Here is an 18916-nt window from a genome sequence, read left to right on the forward strand (position 1 = left end):
GGGTGCGGCCCAGAACCGGCCCGCGGCCCCGCTGCTTTTCAGGGAAGGCCAAGGTAGACCCGCAGGTCGTCCTTGTAGGTGCCCGCGGATGCCACCGCCAACCGGAGCCGGGTCTCGCTGACGCCGAACCACTTGGTCCAGTAGTCGACCTCTTTCAGGTCGGTGATGTCGATGTGCTCGTCGTTCTGCGGAACGCGAATCTCCATATCGTCCGGCATCGGGCTCTCCAGGTTGTTGGAGACGGCAGTTTCACCGCCGGAAAAACGCCCCTTGCCAGCCGCTTTCCATGGTTGATGCAGGACAAGTTCTACACGCGCGCGGCGGGCGAGGCGTTGGCACGCTTCTTTCCGGGGAGCCGCTCCAGCCGGTATCCCAGGCCCTGCACGGCCCGCAGGTCCCAGCCATTGGCCTTCAGGTCCAGGGTGCGCCGCAGGCGCGAAATGCTCACGTCGAGCGAGCGCGACTGCGTGTCTTCGCCCTTGTCCCACACGACCGAATACAGCCAGTCGCGCGTGAGCGTGTGGCCCGCATGGCAGAAGAGCTCGAGCGCAAGGTCGAACTCGACCGCACGCAGATGCGCCCTTTCGCCCGACACCTCCACCACGTCGCTCGTGAGAGAAAAACGGTAGCAGTCCCACGTCGGGTCGGCGTCGGGCACGCTCACGCCGAAGCGCCGCATGAACATGCGCGCCACGCAGCAGAACTCGACGAACGAGGTCGGGCTCACGATCACTTCGTTGGTCGCGTTCCAGTGCAGGTCCGAAAGCGACGGCAACTGCTTGCGCGAAGCAAGGCACAACACCGGCGTGTGGTGCCCCACCAGCGCCTTGACCTCCTGCAGCTGCAGAACGGACGATTCGGCGTCGCTCGCCACCGCCAGGAAGACCATGTCGAATCTGGAGGGGGACGCGGTGCCCGCACCGGCCATCTCCGCGGTGCTCGCAAAGGCCGCGGGCTGGTGTCCGAACCTCCTGACGGCGCGGCGTGCGTATTCGCGCGTGCGCAGTTCGGGGTCGACCACTGCGATGCGCACACCTTCGGGCCTGACGAACATCATCGGGTGCAGGGCCCTGCGGTGCCATGCCGCGGCCGGCCGGGCACCCGGCTCGCTGCTGTCGTTGACCGCTTCGGCGGCCAGCACCGAGCCTTTGGCGAATTCGCCTCGGGCATCCACCTGGTTCATGGCCACGACGTTTGAAATTGGACTGCTCATGTTCAGTTCACCTTGACTGTGAAGAGGACCGTTCCGGAGGCGCCAGGGTCCAGCGGGCCCGTGAACTTCCAGCTCAGCGCGCCCGTTCCCCCCTCGGTTTGCGCAGCGGCGCAATCCACGGCAGCCGCCGGGGGCGGATTGGCGGGCGTTTGCTTCTGGCAGCTTGCGAGCGTGGCGGGCGTGGTGTCCGCCTGCGCGCCGGCAAACGCGGTGTACTGCGGCGTCGTGTCGTTGACCGTCAAGCCGCTGATCGGCGTGGTGCCGTTGTTGGTGTAGGTGATGCGGTACTCCAGCGTCTCGCCCGGCTTGGCCTGGTTGTTGATGCCGAAGCTGCCGCCCTGCGTCACGTTGCGCACTTCCTTCCGCAGCTCCAGCGCGCTGGTCGACACTGTCGTGATGTCGGTCACCGTGTAGGTGGCGTTCAGGCCCGGGCTGGCGTTGGTGAAGACGAAGCTGGCCTGCACGGTGCTGGTGTTGCTGTTGCCGCTCATTGCGTTGGCGGGAACGAACTCCTGCATGACGATGCACACGTTTTGCCCGGCGACGACTGTCATCGGCGCGGCCGGTGGGTAGAGCAGCGCCGCGCCGGCCTGCAGCGCACCGGTGCAGCCGGTGTCGGCAAAGATCTTGCCGCTCCAGCCGCTGAGCGCCGGCGTGTCCACGGAGTTCGAGATGTCGAAGCTCACTTCGCCGCCGGTGCGGGCGGTGAAGGTGTGCGGATAGCTCACCGTGCTGCCCGGAAGGCCGTTCTTGGCGCCGTCCGTGGCAAGCGTGTTGCGGTCGACATCGCCGAAGTTCAGATCCGCATGGCCGCTGCTGTTCCAGGTGAAGGCAATGCGGTCCGGCGTGCCTTCGCGGGTGTAGGTGTAGGCGGTGCCCGTGTTGGTCACGGCCTGGCCCGAGGGCAACTGCACGACACCCAGCGAGGCGCCGGTGGAGATGCGCGACACCGTGTTGGTTTCTTCCACGCACAGCGCGTCGCCCGTGCCGATGGTGAAGGGCACGGCCAGCGCGTACTTGCCGGTGCCGTCGGTAACGGCGGTCGAGAAGGTGGTTGCCGCGCAGTCGGTCAGCCGCACGCCGATGCCGCTGAGCCCGGTCTCGCCGCCATTGATGAGTCCGTCGTTCGCAATGCCGCCCGCCGTGCCGTTGTCGAGGAACACCCGGCCGGTCACGTTCTTGGGATAGCCGTTCACGAACGTGCAGGTGATGGCCGCCCCAGCAACCATGTGGGCAGCGGGAATGGCCAGTTGATTGCCCGTGAGCGTGCCGAACATGGCGGCCGGGGTGGCACTGTTCAAGTCCACGCAGCTGGCGCTCACCGGGTTGGCCGGCCAGCCCTGCGGCGAGGTTTCGCTGATCGTGACGCCGACACCGGCCGTGCCGGTGATATTGGCTGCGCCCTCGACGCTGTCGTCACCCACCACGGTGATGCTGTCGCTTGCCGCCGAAAGGCCGCTGAGCGCAAAGCGGAACAGGTTGCTGCCGATGCCGCCGATGGTGGTCTTGACGATCTGCACCCGTGGATACGGCGGCGTATACGCGTTGGTGAAGGTACACGCAATGTTGCTGCCCGGCGCCGTGGCGGCCGCGTCCAGCGTCACCCTGCGGTTCGGCAGGTCGGGCGTGGCGGTGCCGCCCGCGCCCAGGCCGGTACAGCTCACGCCGGTCAGCGCGTAGTCGGTGGGCAGCGGGTCTTCGGTGATGGTCGTTACCGTGCTGGGCACCGCCACTGTCTGGATGGCGCCCGCCACCGGCGTCCCGAGCACGGTGGTGGTAAGGCTCTGCGCCGCGAGGCCGTTGTCTCCGCTGAAGCCGAAGGTTCCGGTTGCGCCCAACGACACCTTGCGGATGGTCACCGTGGCCGAGGCGGAATTCGTGAACACGCATTGCAGCGACTTGCCCAGCTGCACGCTGGTCGCGGGAATGGTGTAGGTGCGCCCGCTCGCGCCGGTGCCCAGGCTGCCGACCGGTGCTCCGGCGTCGGTGCAGCTTGCACCGGTCAGGTGCCAGCCGGGCACCGCGGGTTCGGTGATGCTGATGACCCTGTTGCTCGCACTGGCGCTGAAGGTCTGCACGCCCGCCGCGGCCGTGTTGCCGTCCACCTGCGCCGGCGTACCGGCGGCGACGGTGCTGACCGTGCCGCTGGCTTGCGTGGTGTTGGTCAGGTTGAAGGTGAAGGGACCGCCGGCGCCGTTGAGGGTGTTCTTCTGCAGGTTGACCGTCGCGGGCGCACACAGCGCGCTGGTGGTGGCTTGGGCCAGGAAGCCCTGCGCAGGGGCGCCGCTCTTGACGTGGACGACCACCGTGTTCGAGCCCGACTGCCAGTTGTTCGTCAGCGTGGTGCTGGCCCCGGTGCCTGCCTGGAAACCTCCGTAGGCGTAGGGCGTGGTCCCCCCCTGCGGCACGCCCGGAAGGCTCTGCAGAACCCCGTTGATGTAGACCCCCGCGACCGAGTTGTCGGAATAGAAGTCCAGCTTCAGCGCGAAGCTCGCCGGATTGACCGACGGCGCCATGTTGAAGGTGAACCGGTGGTAGACGTCGACGCTGCCTGCATGGTTCGTCGGGTACTGCGAGATCCAGTTCGCATTGCCGAAGGGAGACGCGATCCAACTGGCCGGCGCCTTGTTCCCGATATACGAACGCGCCCAGGTGGGAACGCTGCCGGGCCCGCCGGTGGCGGTGCCAACGCCCGACTCCCACACCGGATCGCGCCCGGTGGCCAGCGGCGGGCCGGCGGGGCCGTCGAACCCGGTATTGAAGACCGCGGCGTTGGTCGAGCACATCACCGTCGGCGCAACGGGCGGCGGTGGCGGGTTCGCGTCGAATGCGTTGGTAAAGGTACAGACGATGTTGCTGCCGGGCGCGGTGGCCGCCGCATCGAGCGTGAGCACGCGTCCGTTGCGCGAAGCCGATCCGCCGGCGCCAAGGCCGGTGCACGAGGCATCGATCAGCGCATAGCCGGCAGGCGGCGCGCCTTCGGTGATGGTGGTGGCGATATTTGCCGCTGTGAGCGTCTGCACCGCCGTCGCGACCGGCGTGCCGGCCACGGTGGTCGTGATGTTCCGCGCCACCAGGCCGTTGCTTCCGGTGAAGCTGAACGTACCCACTCCGCCGAGCGAGGTCTTGCGGATGGTCACGGTCGGACGGCTGCCGAACCGGTAGGGCTGCGGACTCGGCAGGTAGCTGTCTTCGCCGACGCTGAAGTTGCCGCTCAGGACAGCGCCGCCCACCGTGACCTGCGTGGTGCTGTAGACCGCGGCCACCGTGCTGGTAGCCCTCACCTGGCAAAGGCCTGCCGCCGTGGTGGTGCAGCTTCCGGCTGCGCCGACAGCGCCGCCGTTGAACGCGACGTTCGGCGTGGCGCCGAAGGTCACCACCGTGCCGGCCTGGACCGGGTTGCCGGACTCGTCGCGGATGAAGGCTTCGAGCACGTCCTGCGCGGTGCCGTTGGCCAGTTGGTTGTCGGTAACGATGCGCACGCCCGACTGGCTGCCGGCTGCGGGGCCGACCACGATGGCGGTCTGTGCGCTGTCGCAGCTCACCGTGCCGCTGGAGACGCAGCCGGCGCCGGCGGCCGTAACCGGCAAGCCCGCGCCGTTCACGTTGGTGCTGGCGTAGTTGGTCAGCACGGTACCTGTGTCGACGATGGGCGCGGTCGCGTTCATCGTGAAGCCGCGCACGCCGGTGGTTGCCGGAATGCCGCCCGCGGGCAGCGTCATGGTGCAGTTGAGCAGCGCACCGGGAGCGCTCGGCAGCGAGCCGCAGCTCACCGACGTGACACCCGTGCCGGGCACCACCGAGTTGGCCACCACGCCGGGCGGCAATTGCTCGCTCACCACCAGCGTCGTGCCGGTGGGCACCGGGCCGGTGTTGGCAAAGCTCAGGCCGTAGACGATGCTGCCGCCGGCGCCCGCGGTCGCGGATGCGGTCTTGTCCACCGCGATGCGCGCGGTGGCCGTGTTGGTGAAGGTACAGGCAATGGCCGCGGCGGGCCGCATCACGCTCGCGGGCAGGGTTGCGGTGTTGCCGTTGAGTATGGCCAGCTGCGTCGTCGGGTTGCCGCTCGTCGCGGCTGCGGAGTCCAGGCAGGACACCGACACCGGGTTGGCCGGCCAGCCCGCGGGCACGCTCGACTCCTGCACGGTGGCCTCGACGCCTGGCTTGCCCACGTGCACCGTGGCGGAGGCCTGCGGCGTGGCCAATGCGGTCACCGCAATGCTGTTCGTCGGGTTGGTAACGCCAGTCAGCGTGAAACCGAAGGTGTGGGTGCCGGTGACGTTGGTCTTGGTCTTGCGCAGGGTGATGCGGGGTTCGCCCAGCACCGGCGTGGTCACGCTGCTCGTGCAGTTGCCCGTGGCGTTGCACAACGGGTCGCCGCCGCCCGTGGCCGTCGCGGTGTTGGCAACGCTCGGCGAGGCGCCCGGCAAAGGCGTGACCGGAATGACGAAGGCCGCAGTGCCGGTGGTGGCGGCGAGCCCCGCAGGCACGGTACAGCTCACGACCTGCCCGCTTGCGCTGCAGCCGGCGGGCATGGTGCCGAGCGCGAGCGTGGCGGGCACGGTGTCGCTGATCGTCGCGGGAGCGGTGGTTGCGACCGGGCCGATGTTGTTCAGCGTGAGCGTGTAGCTCGACGCCACGCCGACCGCGAAGCTCGGCGTGCCGGCGGTCTTCACCAGCTTGAGCTGCGGCTGGACCGTGTTGGTGAATGTGCAGTTGATCTCAGCGCCCGGTGCGGTGGCCGCGGCGTTCAGAGCGATGGTGCGCGTGGCCAGGTTCGGCGTGGCCGCGCCTCCCGGGCCCATGCCCGTGCAGCTGATGCCGGTCAAGGCATAGGGGGGCGGCGGCACGCCTTCGGTGATGTTGGTGGCGGTGTTCGCGGCCGTGAGCACCTGTTCCGCTGCGGCAATGGCAACGCCGTCGTCTTCCGTCGTCACGTTGGTGGCGGTGAAGCCGTTGGTGCCGGTGAAGGCGAAGCTGTCCGTGCCGCCGATCGAAATCTTGCTGACCGTCATCGTCGGCAGCTTGGTGTTGGTGAAGGTACACGCAATGTTGCTGCCGGCTGCCGTGGCCGCCGCGTTCAGGGTGACTGCACGCGCGGCGAGATTCACGGTGGCCGTGCCGCCCGCGCCCATGCCTGTGCAGGCGATGCCCTTGAGCCGCCAGCCGACAGGCGGCACGCCTTCGGTGATGGTGGTCGCGGCGCCCACGGTGGTCAGGCCCGATGGATCGCCCTCCTCCGGCGTGTTGGCCGCGGAAGTGGTGATGCTCTGTGCAGCGAAGCCGTTGGAGCCGGTGAACGAGAAGCTGCCCGTTCCACCCTCGGTCACCTTGCTGACGGTAACGACCACGCGGGTGTTGGTGAAGGTACAGGCAATGTTGGCGCCGTAGTCGGTGGCGGCCGCATCCAGGGTCACGCGCCGCAGCGCGAGGTCGTAGGTTGCAGTGCCGCCCGGGGCCATGCCGGTACACGACATGGCGCGCAGCGCAAAGCCAGCGGGCGGTACGGCCTGCTGCAGGAACGTCGCGCTCCGCGTGACCGCCAATTCCCTGGTGGGCCCCGATTCACCCTGGCCGGCCACCGTCGTGACGATGGGGCTGACAGGCGCCGCATCGTTGGTGCCGGTGAACGCGAAGGAACCCACGCCGCCGTTCGAGACCACGGTGGTCGTGACGCGCGGCGGCATCAGCGGCGGCGTGAGATAGGCGAGGACGATGGTGTCGGTTTCATCCACCGCAATGCCGTCGTCGTTGTTCGCGGTCGCATCGTTGGGCACCGTGCAGTAGTGCGGGTTGCCCGGCGATGCCGCCTGCACGCAAACCCGGGCGCCATTGACGACCGGGTAGCTGCCGGCCGCCACAGTGGGCTGGGGAAACACGGGAATGTCGAAATTGGCTTCGCCGCCGTCCGTCATGCCGGGCCCGCTCGAGCCCGCGAGCAGCGTGGGGTTGAGCTGGCAGGTCACCGCCACCGGCGAGCCGGCCTTTGTGCAGTTGGCGGGCAAGGTGCCCGTGTTCCATCCGGCGGGAAGGACCAGCATCGCGGTCGAGTTGTCGGTGGCCGTGGTGCGCCCGGGGCCGAAGTTCTTGGCGGTGAGCCTGACGATGCGCTCCTGCCCGTGGCTGGTCCAGGCGTCCGGCGGCACGGTGACTCGCACCTGCAGGTCGGGCCGGCCGGTGATGATGTTCGTGCAGGTGTAGTCCTCCTGCGTCGCGAGCGTGTGCGAGGTGGCGCAGGTACCGGTCCTGACGAAGTTGTAGACGCTGACGCCGCTCGGGGGCACCGCGCTGCCGCTGTAGACGCTGCCGCCCGCCACGTAGGTCTCGTAGTTGTCCTGGTAGCGGGCGGGGTTGTTTGCCACAGTGGGCGGGTAGAACGGCAAGCGGCCCGCGGTCGGGCGCCAGGTGGCCGTGTTCGTGCTGGCGCCGAGCGCCTGGCTCCACGCGTAGTTGACGAAGCTGATGCGCTGCGAAACGCGGGCATCGGGAAACTCGCTTCGCGCGCCGGAGAAGCCGTCGATCAGCTCCCCGCCGCCAAGGTCTTCCAGGCCGTTGCAGGTGTTGGTGGCCGAGTAGGGGCAAACGGTGCGCGGGGCGCGCAGGGGGCCTGGCACTGCCGAGCCGGGGCCGGTGCCGCCGTCGTTCGTCGTAATGCCCAGCGTGTAGCTTGCGCCCCCGCTCGCCGCCACACGGAACCAGTCGCCCGCCACCACCGTGACCGGCCGGCAGGTGAAGGTGATCTGCGTCGGGTAGATGTTGCCCGAGGCGCCATTGAACATGCGGTCGACGCCCCCGAGCACCGCGATCACCGTGCCGGCCGGGCACGCCTGCGGGCCGCGCCGCGTCATGCCATCGATGGGACGGCCTGCAACCCCGCGCTGGGCCGGCGCGCCCCAGGTGATGGTCGCGGCGGCAGCTCCTTCGGTCACCGTGAACGGAGAGCAGCGCAGTTCATAGGCGCGCAAGCCGCCGGTGAGGTTGGCAAAAGTTCCGTTGACCGTGGCGCCGTGATAGCGCTCCCACATCGTCAGGCCAGTTGGAAAACCGGTGATGCAGGAGGTCCGCCACGATCCGCCGGCGTTGACGCCCACGATCGTGCCGTTGATCAACGTGCCGGTCTGCGGCCTGAGCACCTGCTGCGCATGCGCGGAAAGCGGCACGGCCGCGAGCCACGCCCCGCACAGGAGCCACCACCATGCCGTGCCCGCGATGGAGCCCAGCGTGTTCTTGAGTCTTTGCATGTTCATTTTTCTGAACTGGTTTTTTCTTCTGGAGATGCGGGCGCCGATGCCGGCGGAGCAACAGCGGCACCGGCCGACGGAAAGCCGAACCCCGTTTCATCGAACTTGAAGCGCAGCCGGATGTACGCACCCTTGCTGGTGTATTCGTTGGCCGTGAGGTCGCGGTCGTGCAGGCCGACGAAGTTGTAGCCGGCGGAAATCCACAGGTCCTTCGCCATCTGGTAGCCGAGCTCCACGCCCGCGGTCTTCTGCAGCGAGCCGCCCTTGCCGTAGAGCAGGCCGGCCTGGATGCCGAAGTCCCAGTCCTTGTTGAGGTCGCGGGTGTAGCGCGCGTGCAGCAGGTGCGCCCAGTAGGTGCTGGCCAGAAAGCCGTCGTCGGTGCGCGAGATCTTTCCCGCATAGCGCGCGCTCAGCACGCTGCCGCGCTCGGGGTTGTAGTTCAGGTGCGCCGAGAGAATGTCGGCACTGGTACTGCCCGGCAGGCTGGCGTTGCCGAACCCGCTGCCGAAGGCGCTGCCGCCGGTCAGCGCGCCGGCAGCGTTGCCGTTGCCCACGATGCGTTCCGAGCGGCGCTCGTAGCGCATCAGCGCGTTCCAGGTGTCGCTGTCCACCGGGCGATAGGCCATGCCGATCTGGTGGCGCTGCAGGTGCCGCTCGTTGCCGCCGTTCGCGCCCTGCCCTTCGCTGTCGCTCACCACGCTGCGCGCCAGCAGGCTCCATGCGGGGCTGATCTTGTAGCCGAACCCGGCGCTGAAGAGGCGCGTGTTCGCGTCGTCGCCCTTGCGGCCTTCGAGAATGCCGCTGAGCTTGTAGGTGTCCGTCAGGTATTCGACGCCCGCGGTGACGGCGGTGGATTCGCCCAGCCCGCCCGCATAGCCGGTGCCGCTGTTGGCGCTGTTGGTGTAGCCGCCCATCTGGCGGGTGTGCTCCAGGCCGCCGGTCAGGCTGAAGCGGTCGGTGAGCTTGAAGGTGTTGCGCACGCCCATGGCTGCCTGCGCGCTGCGCCCGTCGACGCTGTCGGCAAGCCGGTACTCGTTGTACACGCGCCCGCCGTCCATGTAGTTGCTCTCGATGCCGACGATCCCGACGTTGTTGGACTGCGTGGCGTCCAGCTGTGCATCGCCATACAGGCTGGAGATGAGCTCGTAGCGCGCGTAGGCACGCGTCTTGTCGGTGATCGCGTAGTTGCCGCCAATGGCCAGCGTGCGGCGGTCGGAATTCTTCAGGTCCTGCTCGCCTTCGACGAACACCTGGGCCAGCGGCACACCGGGCACCTGCGCCGAGAGGCGCGCGCGCACGGTGGTGAGGCTTTCGCTTTCGCCGCTGCTGTTGGCCGTGGCGGCGGCGCCGAGCGCCGTGACGTTGCCGGCACCGACGCGGCTGCCGAGGTTGCCGTTGTAGGTGGAGATTTCGCCGTAGTCGAAGCCGGAACCGGAGGCCAGGCCGCTGTTGCTCTGGCCGTGGCGCACGCCGACTTCCGCAACGACGTTGTCGTCCAGCTTCTTGCGCAGGCTCGCGCTCGCGCCCTTGCGGTCGCCTTCGAGCAGTGCGTCCTTGCTGTAGAGCACTTCGGCGCGGGCCGCGGTGTTGTCGTCGATCTTGTATTCGGCACGGCCCGAAACCTCGGTACGGCCCGCCGAGAAACTCGCGCCCGGGTTGTCGAAGCCGGTGCTGGTCTTGCTGGCCAGCGCCACCACGGCGAGCTTCTCGTCCTGGTGGCGCACTTCGATGCGGCCACCCTCGCCCTTGCCCTTTTCGTCGGACTCGGTGCGCACCAGTTCGGCTGCGGCCGTGGTGTTGTCGCCGAGGCGTGCCACGGCCGTGAGCGCACGCAGCTTGCGGTGGTTTTCGGGGTTCTGGTCGGTACTCGCGACCACGCCCACCTGCAGGCGCTCGCCCACCTTGACCTGCACGTCGGTGCCGGCCACGGTGAACTTGGGCCCGCCGCTGTCGACCTCATAGGTGACGCGGATCGATTGCGGGTTGAGATTGGCATCGACCGATGCGATGGCACGCGTGAACAGCACGCGGCGCGTGAGCGGCTCGACCGTGTAGTCCACGAAGCGCGTGACCGCCGTGCGCTGCAGCACGATGTCGGGCTGGTTGCGGTCGCGCACCACCACCTCGATCTGCTCGCTGTTGTCGACGAACTCGCCGCCGGTCGCGCTCAGGTAGTAAGGGCCGGAGGTACCGACGGCGCGAAACTCCTCGACCTGCTGCGTCTGCGCGGTGCGGGACGCATAGCTGGTGGCGCGCACGTTGGCCGTCTCGTACACGTGCTTCAGGCCGGTGAGCGCGCGATTGCTCTGGCTCAGGTTGCGCACCTCGGTGCTGCTGCTGGTGGTGAAGTCGCCGTACAGCAGGAACGAACGGTTCTTGTCGATGCGCACATAGAGCTTCTGCGTGCTCTGCGCATCGAAACCCTTGACGGACGAGTCGCCGTACACGGGGTAGAACTCGTCGGGGCGAATGTCGCGGAACAGGCGGTCCTTGCGCGCCTTGTCGGAGTCGAAGGCGGCGGTGAGCAGGTACTCGCCCTTGACGGTGCCCTTGAAGAAGAAGGCGGCTCGAGCGCCCGCGCGACGGTTCTCGCGCTCGTCGGTCAGCCCCGTCAGTTCGGCCTCGAAGGCCGCGCCCGCCGGCATGGCGCCGAGCGGCACGCTGCCGCGCTTGGTGAAGTCGAGCACGCCTTCGACGATGCCGACGCCGATCATCGGACGCATTTCGGGCAGCAGCGCGAGCCGCACTTCCTTGACGAAGCTCCCGGCCGTCACGCGAATCCGCGCGTCGCCCGCCTCGCCCGGCGGCAGCAGCCGGAACTCGGCGGCTCCGCCTTCCATGAACACCTGGGTGCCCGGCTCGGCCGGGTTCAGGTCTTCGTCGAACCAGCGGCCGCGGTCGGCCTCCAGCGTGAGCTGGGTGCGCGCGGTCACCGGCACGCCGGCCGCGTCGACCAGCCGAATCTTCACAGCCACCGGCGTGCGCAAATCGGCGTAGGCGGTTTCGGGCAGGTCGACCTGGATGCCGCCCAGCTTGTCGGGCGCGACGATGCCGATCTGTTCGCTGCCGCGCACGTTGCCGAAATCGTCCACTGCGTCGAGCTGCAGGCGATTGGTTCCGGGCTGCAGCACCACGCCGATGTATTCCCAGGCGCCGATGCTCTTCGACGGCAGCTGGGTCTTCTTGCCGACACGCCGCCCGTCGATGGCCTGGCCGTTGACCGTGAGGCGCAGCGCCAGGCCGGCCTCGCCCTTGACGCGCACGTTGATCGACTGGCCGGGAACGGTGTCGCCGTCCTTCAGGCCGATAAAGCCGAGCGCATTGCTTTCGATCTGCGGCAGCAGCACTTCCAGCTCGATGGGGCTGGGCACTGCCTCGGGCAGCAGCGGCGCGCTGCGCGGCTCCAGCATGGCGGCGGAGGTGTTGACGGGCCGGCTCGCGAACGCGCCGACACCGCTTGCCGCACCGCCCGCGGCCGATGCGCCCTGGGCAGCGGTCGGCAGGCCGTTGAGCGCTGCGAACAGGCTGCCGGCGGGCGTGGGCGAGGCCGATGCGGCGGTACCCAGCGTGCCGCTCATGCTGCCCGATGCGGCACCGACGAAGCTGCTGGCATTGGCCGGCGCATCGGGCATGGCGATCAGCGGTGCGGACGTGGTCGTGGTCGAGCCGGTGCTGCCGCTGGCGAGCGCCTGGCCGCTGGCGGGCAGCGAGCGCAGGTCGCCGACGGGAACGATCTGCCCTTCGGGATTCAGGCGCATGCGCACCTGGGCTTCGGCCTCGGTGTCCGGAATGGCGGCGATGGCGGCGCGGCGCGCGACCACGTCGGCCAGCGTTGCCGGGCTGTCGCAGTTGCCGATGATGAAGTTGGCCTTGTGGAACTCGCCCTTCTTCAGGTCGACGAAGCGGCTCTCGGGCCTGCCGGCATTGCGGTTGTCGAGTATTTCAAGCCGGGCGCCGGGCGGCAGCGTGGTCTGGTCCACGCGCAGCACGTGGGTGAGCGGCTTGAGACCGTAGAGGCTCCACTTGCCCTCCACGTCGGTGACCACGTTGGTGCCGTCTTCCATGAACAGGCGCACGCCGGGCACGCCGATCTCGTCGCTGCCCTCTTGCTTGCCGTCCGCCTTGCAGTCCATGTAGACCTTGCCGAACATGAAGGCCTCGTCCGAGAACACGCCGCCGGTCACACGCACGGTCCAGTTCGCGAGGTTGGACTGCAGCGGGCCCGAGTAGGCACGCGCGCGGTTGATGGCGTCTCCGTTGGTGGGCGCGCCCACGCCAACGCGCACTCGGTAGCGCACCATGGCCATCTGGTCGATGCCCAGGGTCAGCGTCGGGTAGTTGAACACCAGCTTCGGGCCCGCGCCGCCGACCGGGTTGGCAATGGCCGCACCGTTCAGGCGTGCGCTGTTGCTCACGTAGGCAAAGCCCGGCGGCAGGCTGTCGCTGATCGAGATGCCGGTCACCGGCGTACCCGTCTTGTTGGTCACCGTCAGCGCATAGTCCAGAAAGTCGCCGAACTCGACCTGCCGCTTGCTGCCTTCCTTGCGCAGCACCAGGCCGAGCACATTGCCGGGGTCGAGCGGAATGTGGTTGTGCACCACGTCGCACGCCGCGTTCGACGCGTTGAAGCCGGAGGTGACCGAGAAATAGTGGGTGGTCGGGTCCGCGCCCTTGGGCGGCAGCGCACTGGGCACCACCGGACCGCAACTGCCGAAGGTGCCGGCCGTGACGGGGATCAGCTGCGACGGATAGACGTAGCCGCTGCCGGCCGGCGGAACCACATGCAGCGAGTACGTGCAAAGGCCCGTGGCCGGCGGCGACTGGAGGTAGAACTGGTAGCTGCCGTCCGCGCCGGTCGTCATCGACACGCTGCCGTCGGCATTGAAGGTGTAGGTGTCCGACGAGCCGCCGTAGATTTCAGCCGCGGTCATCGGCGTGACCGAACCGCTGCTGCACGACTGCCGGGTGAACGTGACCACCGCGCCGGGAACAGGCGCCCGCGTGACGGCGTTGTAGACCGTGCCGGCCGGGTCGGCCAGCAGCGACTGCGCCGAGTTGGCAGTGGCCGCAACCAGCATCGCGGGCGTGACGTTGATCGTGTTCTGGTCGAACGCCGCCGCCCAGGCCTTGTTGTCGATGGCCACGCGGCGGTCGCCTGCGCCGGGCTTCTGGGTCAGGCGAACGGTGAAGCTGATTTCTTCGCTCTGCCCGGGCTCCAGCCCGCGGCTGCCGTCGGTGAGGCTGAGCACCGCCTCGGTCGGCAGCCTGAAGGCATCGGCGCTCGCGAGCGCCTCGCGGTCGCAGGCGGCGCGGCCGGTAAAGCTGCCCGCGGGATTGAGCAGCCCGCTGCGCACCTTGGGCGCACCCACCAGCTCCCAAGAGGCCACGGGCCCCTCGGGCTTGTCCATGTCGAAGGTGCAGTTCAGGTTGTCGATCACGCGCACGTGGGGTGCGGGGGCGACACCGGTGTTGGTGACGAGCAGCCGGTAGTCGATTTCGTAGACGCCCTGCATCACGCGCCGCGGCAGCGATGCGCTCTTGGCGAGCGACAGCGACGGAAGCTGCAGTGACACCGGCGTGGGTGCGGTGTTGTTGTTGGGGTTACCGTCGCCGTCCGGGTCGGGGCTGGTGCCGTCGACCGAATCGTCGAAAGCCACCGGCGCGCCGCCGGTCGCAAGTGCGCCCTGCGCACGCACGCTGTTGAGAAGCATGCCGGTGCGGCCGTTGACGTTGATGCGAACGTCGAACTGCACGGTGACCTGCGCGCCGACCGGCAGCACGGCACCCGGCGCCAGCAGGTTCTGCGCAGCGGCGGTGCCGGTGAACGAGTTGTTGGCCGCGGCCACGGTGCCGCTCGTGCCGTTGCCCTGGTTGCCCGCAATGGCAATGGAGCCGGGCACGACGGTGTATTGATTGGGGCCGGGCACGGCCGCACTGGTGTAGCTGCCGAACTGGCTGGCGCCGCTGCCTTCGAGCAGGTCGGTCGCCTGCACGCCGTAGAGCCACACGGCTCCGTAGTTGCGCACGTCGACGCTGAAGCGCACGGTCGCGGTTCCGTCGAGCAGGCCGTCGGCGCCGCGGTTGGCGCGCGGCGTCGAGGCAGTCTTGGCCACGCCGATGCGGCTCTGGCTGGTGGTGATGAGCACGGTGTTGGACGGCGACACCACCGGCGCGGTGCCGTCGTTGTAGTAGCTCTGCGCGGTGTTGCGGATGTCGCCGGTCTGGTCCGCGCGCACGATCACCGCGAACTGCATGGCGATGGAGGCGTTGCGCGACACGGCCGCGGGCACGCCGATTGCCACTTCGACGGCCGCGGCGTCGTCCGCGGTGCGGTAGCTGAAGGCCGGATCGCCCGGCATGCGGAACAGGCGCACCGCGCCTGCGGCGGTGCTCTGCAGCGTGCCGGCGATGTACTGCGTGCCGGCGGGAATGAGGTCGCGCACCAGCACCAGGCTGGTAGGCGCGCCGTTCACGAGCACCGGTGTGCCTGTCGGCGCGGCAACGTTGGCGGGCTGCGCATCGCGCGCGCCGATGTTGGTGCCCGAGACCGCAAAGTCGATGCGGGTCTGCCCCGGCACGATGACACCCGGGTAGCTCGCGCTCTTGCTGATGGAGATCACCGCCATGTCGCCCACCGTCACGGTGTCGCGGTTGGTGGCGCTCAGGTTCTGCAGCGCGGTGGTCGCCGTGAGCGCGGTGCAGGCAACGCCGGCACCGGTGGCCGGAACCGTGCCCTGCACGAGCAGCGAGGCCGTTTCGCCGGGCCGCAGCGCCAGCGCGCCGGGCGCGCCGAGCGGCAGCACCGGATCGCCCGGGTCCGCCACGCCGTTGTTGTTGATGTCGCGCACGACGCGCAGGGTCGAAAGGTCGAGCGTGTCGGCCGCGCAGCCGCCCACGTTGTTGGCAAAGCCCAGCGCATAGCTCGAAGGCACGTTGCCGGTGTTGGTGAGCAGGTGGTTCAACGTGACCACGGTGGCGGGCGGCCTGTTGACGGCCTGGTCCTGCGTCAGCACCAGCGCCTCGACCGCGAGGACGTTCGCCACCACGCTGTTGGAGCTGGAGGTTTCGGTCTGCGCAAAGCCGGCCGGCACGTAGCTGGCCTTTGCCACGTTGCGGATGACGCTGCCACCGGGCGCGGGTGCCGCATGCACCGCGGCGGACGCCAGGAACAGCGTCAGGAAGAGCGCCAGCAACAGCGCCAGGCCGATCGCGAGCGTGGCGCCGGCTCGGCGCCATCGCTGCAAGCAGCAGCCCATCAATGAGTCAGACAAGAATTGCACTCCGCTTAACCTTCCGTCGGCGCCTGCTGGGGCCGTGAATACCTGGGTCTCTTTCCTCTGCCGCTGCCATGCGCACGCGAGCACTCGCGCCGGAAAGCAGCAGGGGAAAAAGGCGAAGCGCAGCCGTGAAGGCGGCGCCTCGCGTAAAGCCGGCAGGCCTGGAGAGGCCTGCCGGCGACTCAATCGCGTGTTACTGGTTGATCCGTACTGCGAAGGTCAGCGTGGCCGAGCCACCCGGGGCCACGGTGTTGGCCGCGCTGCCGCAGCTCACCGCAGTGGGGGTCTGGGCATAGACCAGCGCGGTGCCGGTCACGCCGGTCGAGACGCACTGCGTGAGCGCCGGCGGCTGCGTGGCACCCACGAGGCTCGTGAACGCAGGTGCTGCGTCGTTGATCGCAATGTTGGTGATCGGCGCGGTGCCTTCGTTGGTGGCAACGACCCGGTACACGATGCACTGGCCGGGCTTCAGCGACAGCGGCGTTGCGAAGAAGTCGCCATCAGCCGTGCCGTCGCAGGCAACGTCGGCAGCCTGCGTCTTGAGGACGCGGATCTGGCCGGTGATCACGGTGCTGATGTCGGTCGCCGAGGGCGTGCCGCAGTTCGGCGCCGGATCGGTGAACGTGGCGGTCACGGTGGTCGTGTCGGTTGCGCCAGCGCTGGCGCCGCCCGGTGCGAACACGCGCACCAGCAACTTCTGCGTTGCGCCTGCCGCGAGCGGTCCGGCGATGGGGCCGGTCACCAGGGTGTCGCCCGCATCGATCTGGCCATCGCCGTTCACGTCGAGGTAGATCGCGGTGGTCCAGCCCAGTGCCGCATCGGCAGCCGGCACGGTGGCCGTGAGCGTGTACGCGCCGCAGCTCTGGTTGCCGATGTTGGTCAGCGTGTGCGCATAGACGACGGTGCCGCCCGGAGCGACCTGGCCGACGTTGTTGGGCGTGAGCGTGGCGCCCAGCGTTGCAGCCGTGGTCACGGTCACCGCGTCCTGCTTGGCGTCGGACACGAGCACGCCGGTCGATGCCACCGCGGTCGACTGCACGCGGAAGTAGATCGGCTGGGACGTCACAGGCGTTTGCGTGGCGGGAGGCGTCACGCAGGCGTCGACCTGAAGCTGCGCACCGCGAGCGACGGTCACGTCGGTGATGGCCGCGGCGGCACAGGTACCGCCGGCTGCCACGAACTTCACCGTCCAGCCTGCCGGCAGCGTGCCCGGGAAGCCAGTGGACTGGCTGGCCGCCAGCGTGTAGGTCTGCGTTGCCGGACCGCCTGCATCGTTGTTCTTGACGAACAGCGTGAAGATCGTGCCGGTGCCCGCAGGCGTGCTGTTGGTCGTGGTCGGCTGTGGGCTGGGGCCTGGGCCCAAGTCACCGCCTGCCACCGAACCCGAGCCGGTACCGGCCGCGCTGTTGGTCAGATCGACGAGCGAACCGACGACGATGGTGACCTGGTCGAGCGTGGCGTCGAGCTTGGTCGGGTCGTTCGCCGAGCGGCCGGTCAGGACCGCGTTGAACGGACCCGAACCCACCGTGGCGCTGGCCGGAACATTGGCCTGCACCACGATGTTGGCGCTGCCGCCGACCGGAATCGGACCGGTGTCGGGCACGCCGTCGCCGGTGGTGTCGAGCAGCGGCGTCACGCCGTCCGCCGCGAACAGCAGGAAGGTCGTGCCGGCCGGGAAGCTACCGTTGGCAATGCTCAGGTTGATGCTGTCGACGCCGCTGCCGGTGTTGAACACCGTCTGCGGGAACTTGACGCTGCCGCCGGCAACCACCGAGGGCTGCGTGGTCGTGTCGGCCGCCGTGCCGTTGGGCGTGCCAGCCACCGTGTCGACTGCCGTTGCCGCGGTCGAGGGGTTGGTACCCACGACGAGGCCGTAGCTGGCGACGACGGTGTAGGCCGCCGGGTTGGTGGTCGAACCCAGGGTACCGATCGCCGTGACGTCGGCATTCGGCGAATCCGTCGGGTTGTACTGGGCCACGTTGGTCGTGGTCGAAGTACCGACCACAGCCGTGTTGTTCACCAGCACCACGAAGCTGATCGTCTGGGTGACGTTCTGCCCGAGCGAGTCGATGACCACGTTCAGCGTGTTGCCCGCCACCTGGAAGGCCATGCCGGCCGGATCGCCAGCGGCACCGTCGCCGAGCGCTACGCCCGGAGCACTGCTCCAGACGGCGGAACCCGCGACATAGGTGAAGCCCGATGGCAACGTGTCCGACAGGGCGAACTTGCCGGGCGCTCCGCCGGTGTTGTTGAAGGTGAGCGTGTAGACCGTGTACTTGCAGGTGTCGCTGGAAGCGATACCTGCGCCCCAGATCGTCGAGCACGAAGCCGACGACGAGCGCGGACCACCGGTGCTCGCGAGCGGCCAGGCCGCACCGGGAGGGGCCGCCACTGCTGGAACACCAATCGACTTGGTGGCACCGAAGGCGGCCTGGGTTGTCAGGTTGACCTGGTCCTTGTCCGCTGCCGCGGTGTTCGGCGCCGTGTACAGCGCCGGCGTGCCCGGGGTGGCCGTGATGGTGGCGGTATCGAACGGGGTGGTCGGCGTGGTGGCCGTGCCGGGGATCGTGTAGGCCACGACAAACTGGAACGTGCCGTTGTTGCCGGGCACGGTCTGGGCGGGCACGCTGCAGACTGCGGCGGGCGCGGCGGTACACAGCGGCGTGGTGCTGTCGGGCATGCCGTCGCCGTTGGCGTCGGGATAGACCTCGACCTTCGAGAAGGCATCGTTGTCGGCATCCACCGTGATGGTGAAGGTGTCCGAGCCGTTGCCGGTGTTGGTCAAGATGTGCGGTGCGTACACCACCGAGCCTGCGGCGCCGAGCTTGGTGTTGACGATCGTGGTCGTGACCTGGTTGAACGTGTCCAGCGTGAACGAGCCGACCTGCTGCACCGTGGTTTGCACCAGGTTGGAGGTGGCCAGTTGCGTGGTGCCGGACGAATCCGAATAGGTGGCCGAAGCCTGGTTACCGATGACGGTATTGGCGGGTGGCGGCGCGGCAAGTGCGCTCGAGCTTCCAAACAGGAAGCCCAGCGACAAAACTGCGGCACCAGCCCATGTGGCTCTCGGCCTGAAGCCGATGCGCCGGGTTGGCAAGGTGGGACTCACGTGGTTTCTCCTCGGTTGTCAAAAAAGGAACAAAAAAAACCCGGCTCAGGCATTCCGCGAACGGAAGACAGCGGCC

At 68.6% G+C, this 18916-nt stretch carries 5 protein-coding genes; all 5 read right to left on the reverse strand.

The window, feature by feature from the left end; all coding sequences use genetic code 11:
- Positions 1-38: 38 nt before the first annotated feature.
- The gene (locus V9L21_RS02600; protein ID WP_126747474.1) at positions 39-218 is read right to left on the reverse strand and encodes a DUF3606 domain-containing protein; all 180 of its coding nucleotides are present in this window, start codon (positions 216-218) and stop codon (positions 39-41) included.
- An 89-nt stretch (positions 219-307) separates the two neighbouring features.
- Positions 308-1213: a response regulator transcription factor gene (locus V9L21_RS02605; RefSeq protein WP_337308906.1), complete on the reverse strand. Its 906-nt coding sequence runs from the start codon at positions 1211-1213 to the stop codon at positions 308-310.
- 2 nt (positions 1214-1215) lie between these two features.
- Entirely contained in the window at positions 1216-8454 is a 7239-nt protein-coding gene (locus tag V9L21_RS02610) for a prealbumin-like fold domain-containing protein (protein WP_337308908.1), read from the reverse strand.
- A 2-nt stretch (positions 8455-8456) separates the two neighbouring features.
- A complete protein-coding gene (locus V9L21_RS02615) occupies positions 8457-15710 on the reverse strand; it encodes a hypothetical protein (protein ID WP_443304500.1) in 7254 nt (2417 codons plus the stop codon).
- A 214-nt stretch (positions 15711-15924) separates the two neighbouring features.
- Positions 15925-18840 carry a beta strand repeat-containing protein gene (locus V9L21_RS02620; RefSeq protein ID WP_337308912.1) on the reverse strand — a complete coding sequence of 972 codons (2916 nt, stop codon included), beginning with the start codon at positions 18838-18840 and terminating at the stop codon, positions 15925-15927.
- Positions 18841-18916: the final 76 nt, after the last annotated feature.

The sequence above is a fragment of the Variovorax sp. CCNWLW235 genome, assembly GCF_037204085.1.
Taxonomy (GTDB): domain Bacteria; phylum Pseudomonadota; class Gammaproteobacteria; order Burkholderiales; family Burkholderiaceae_C; genus Variovorax.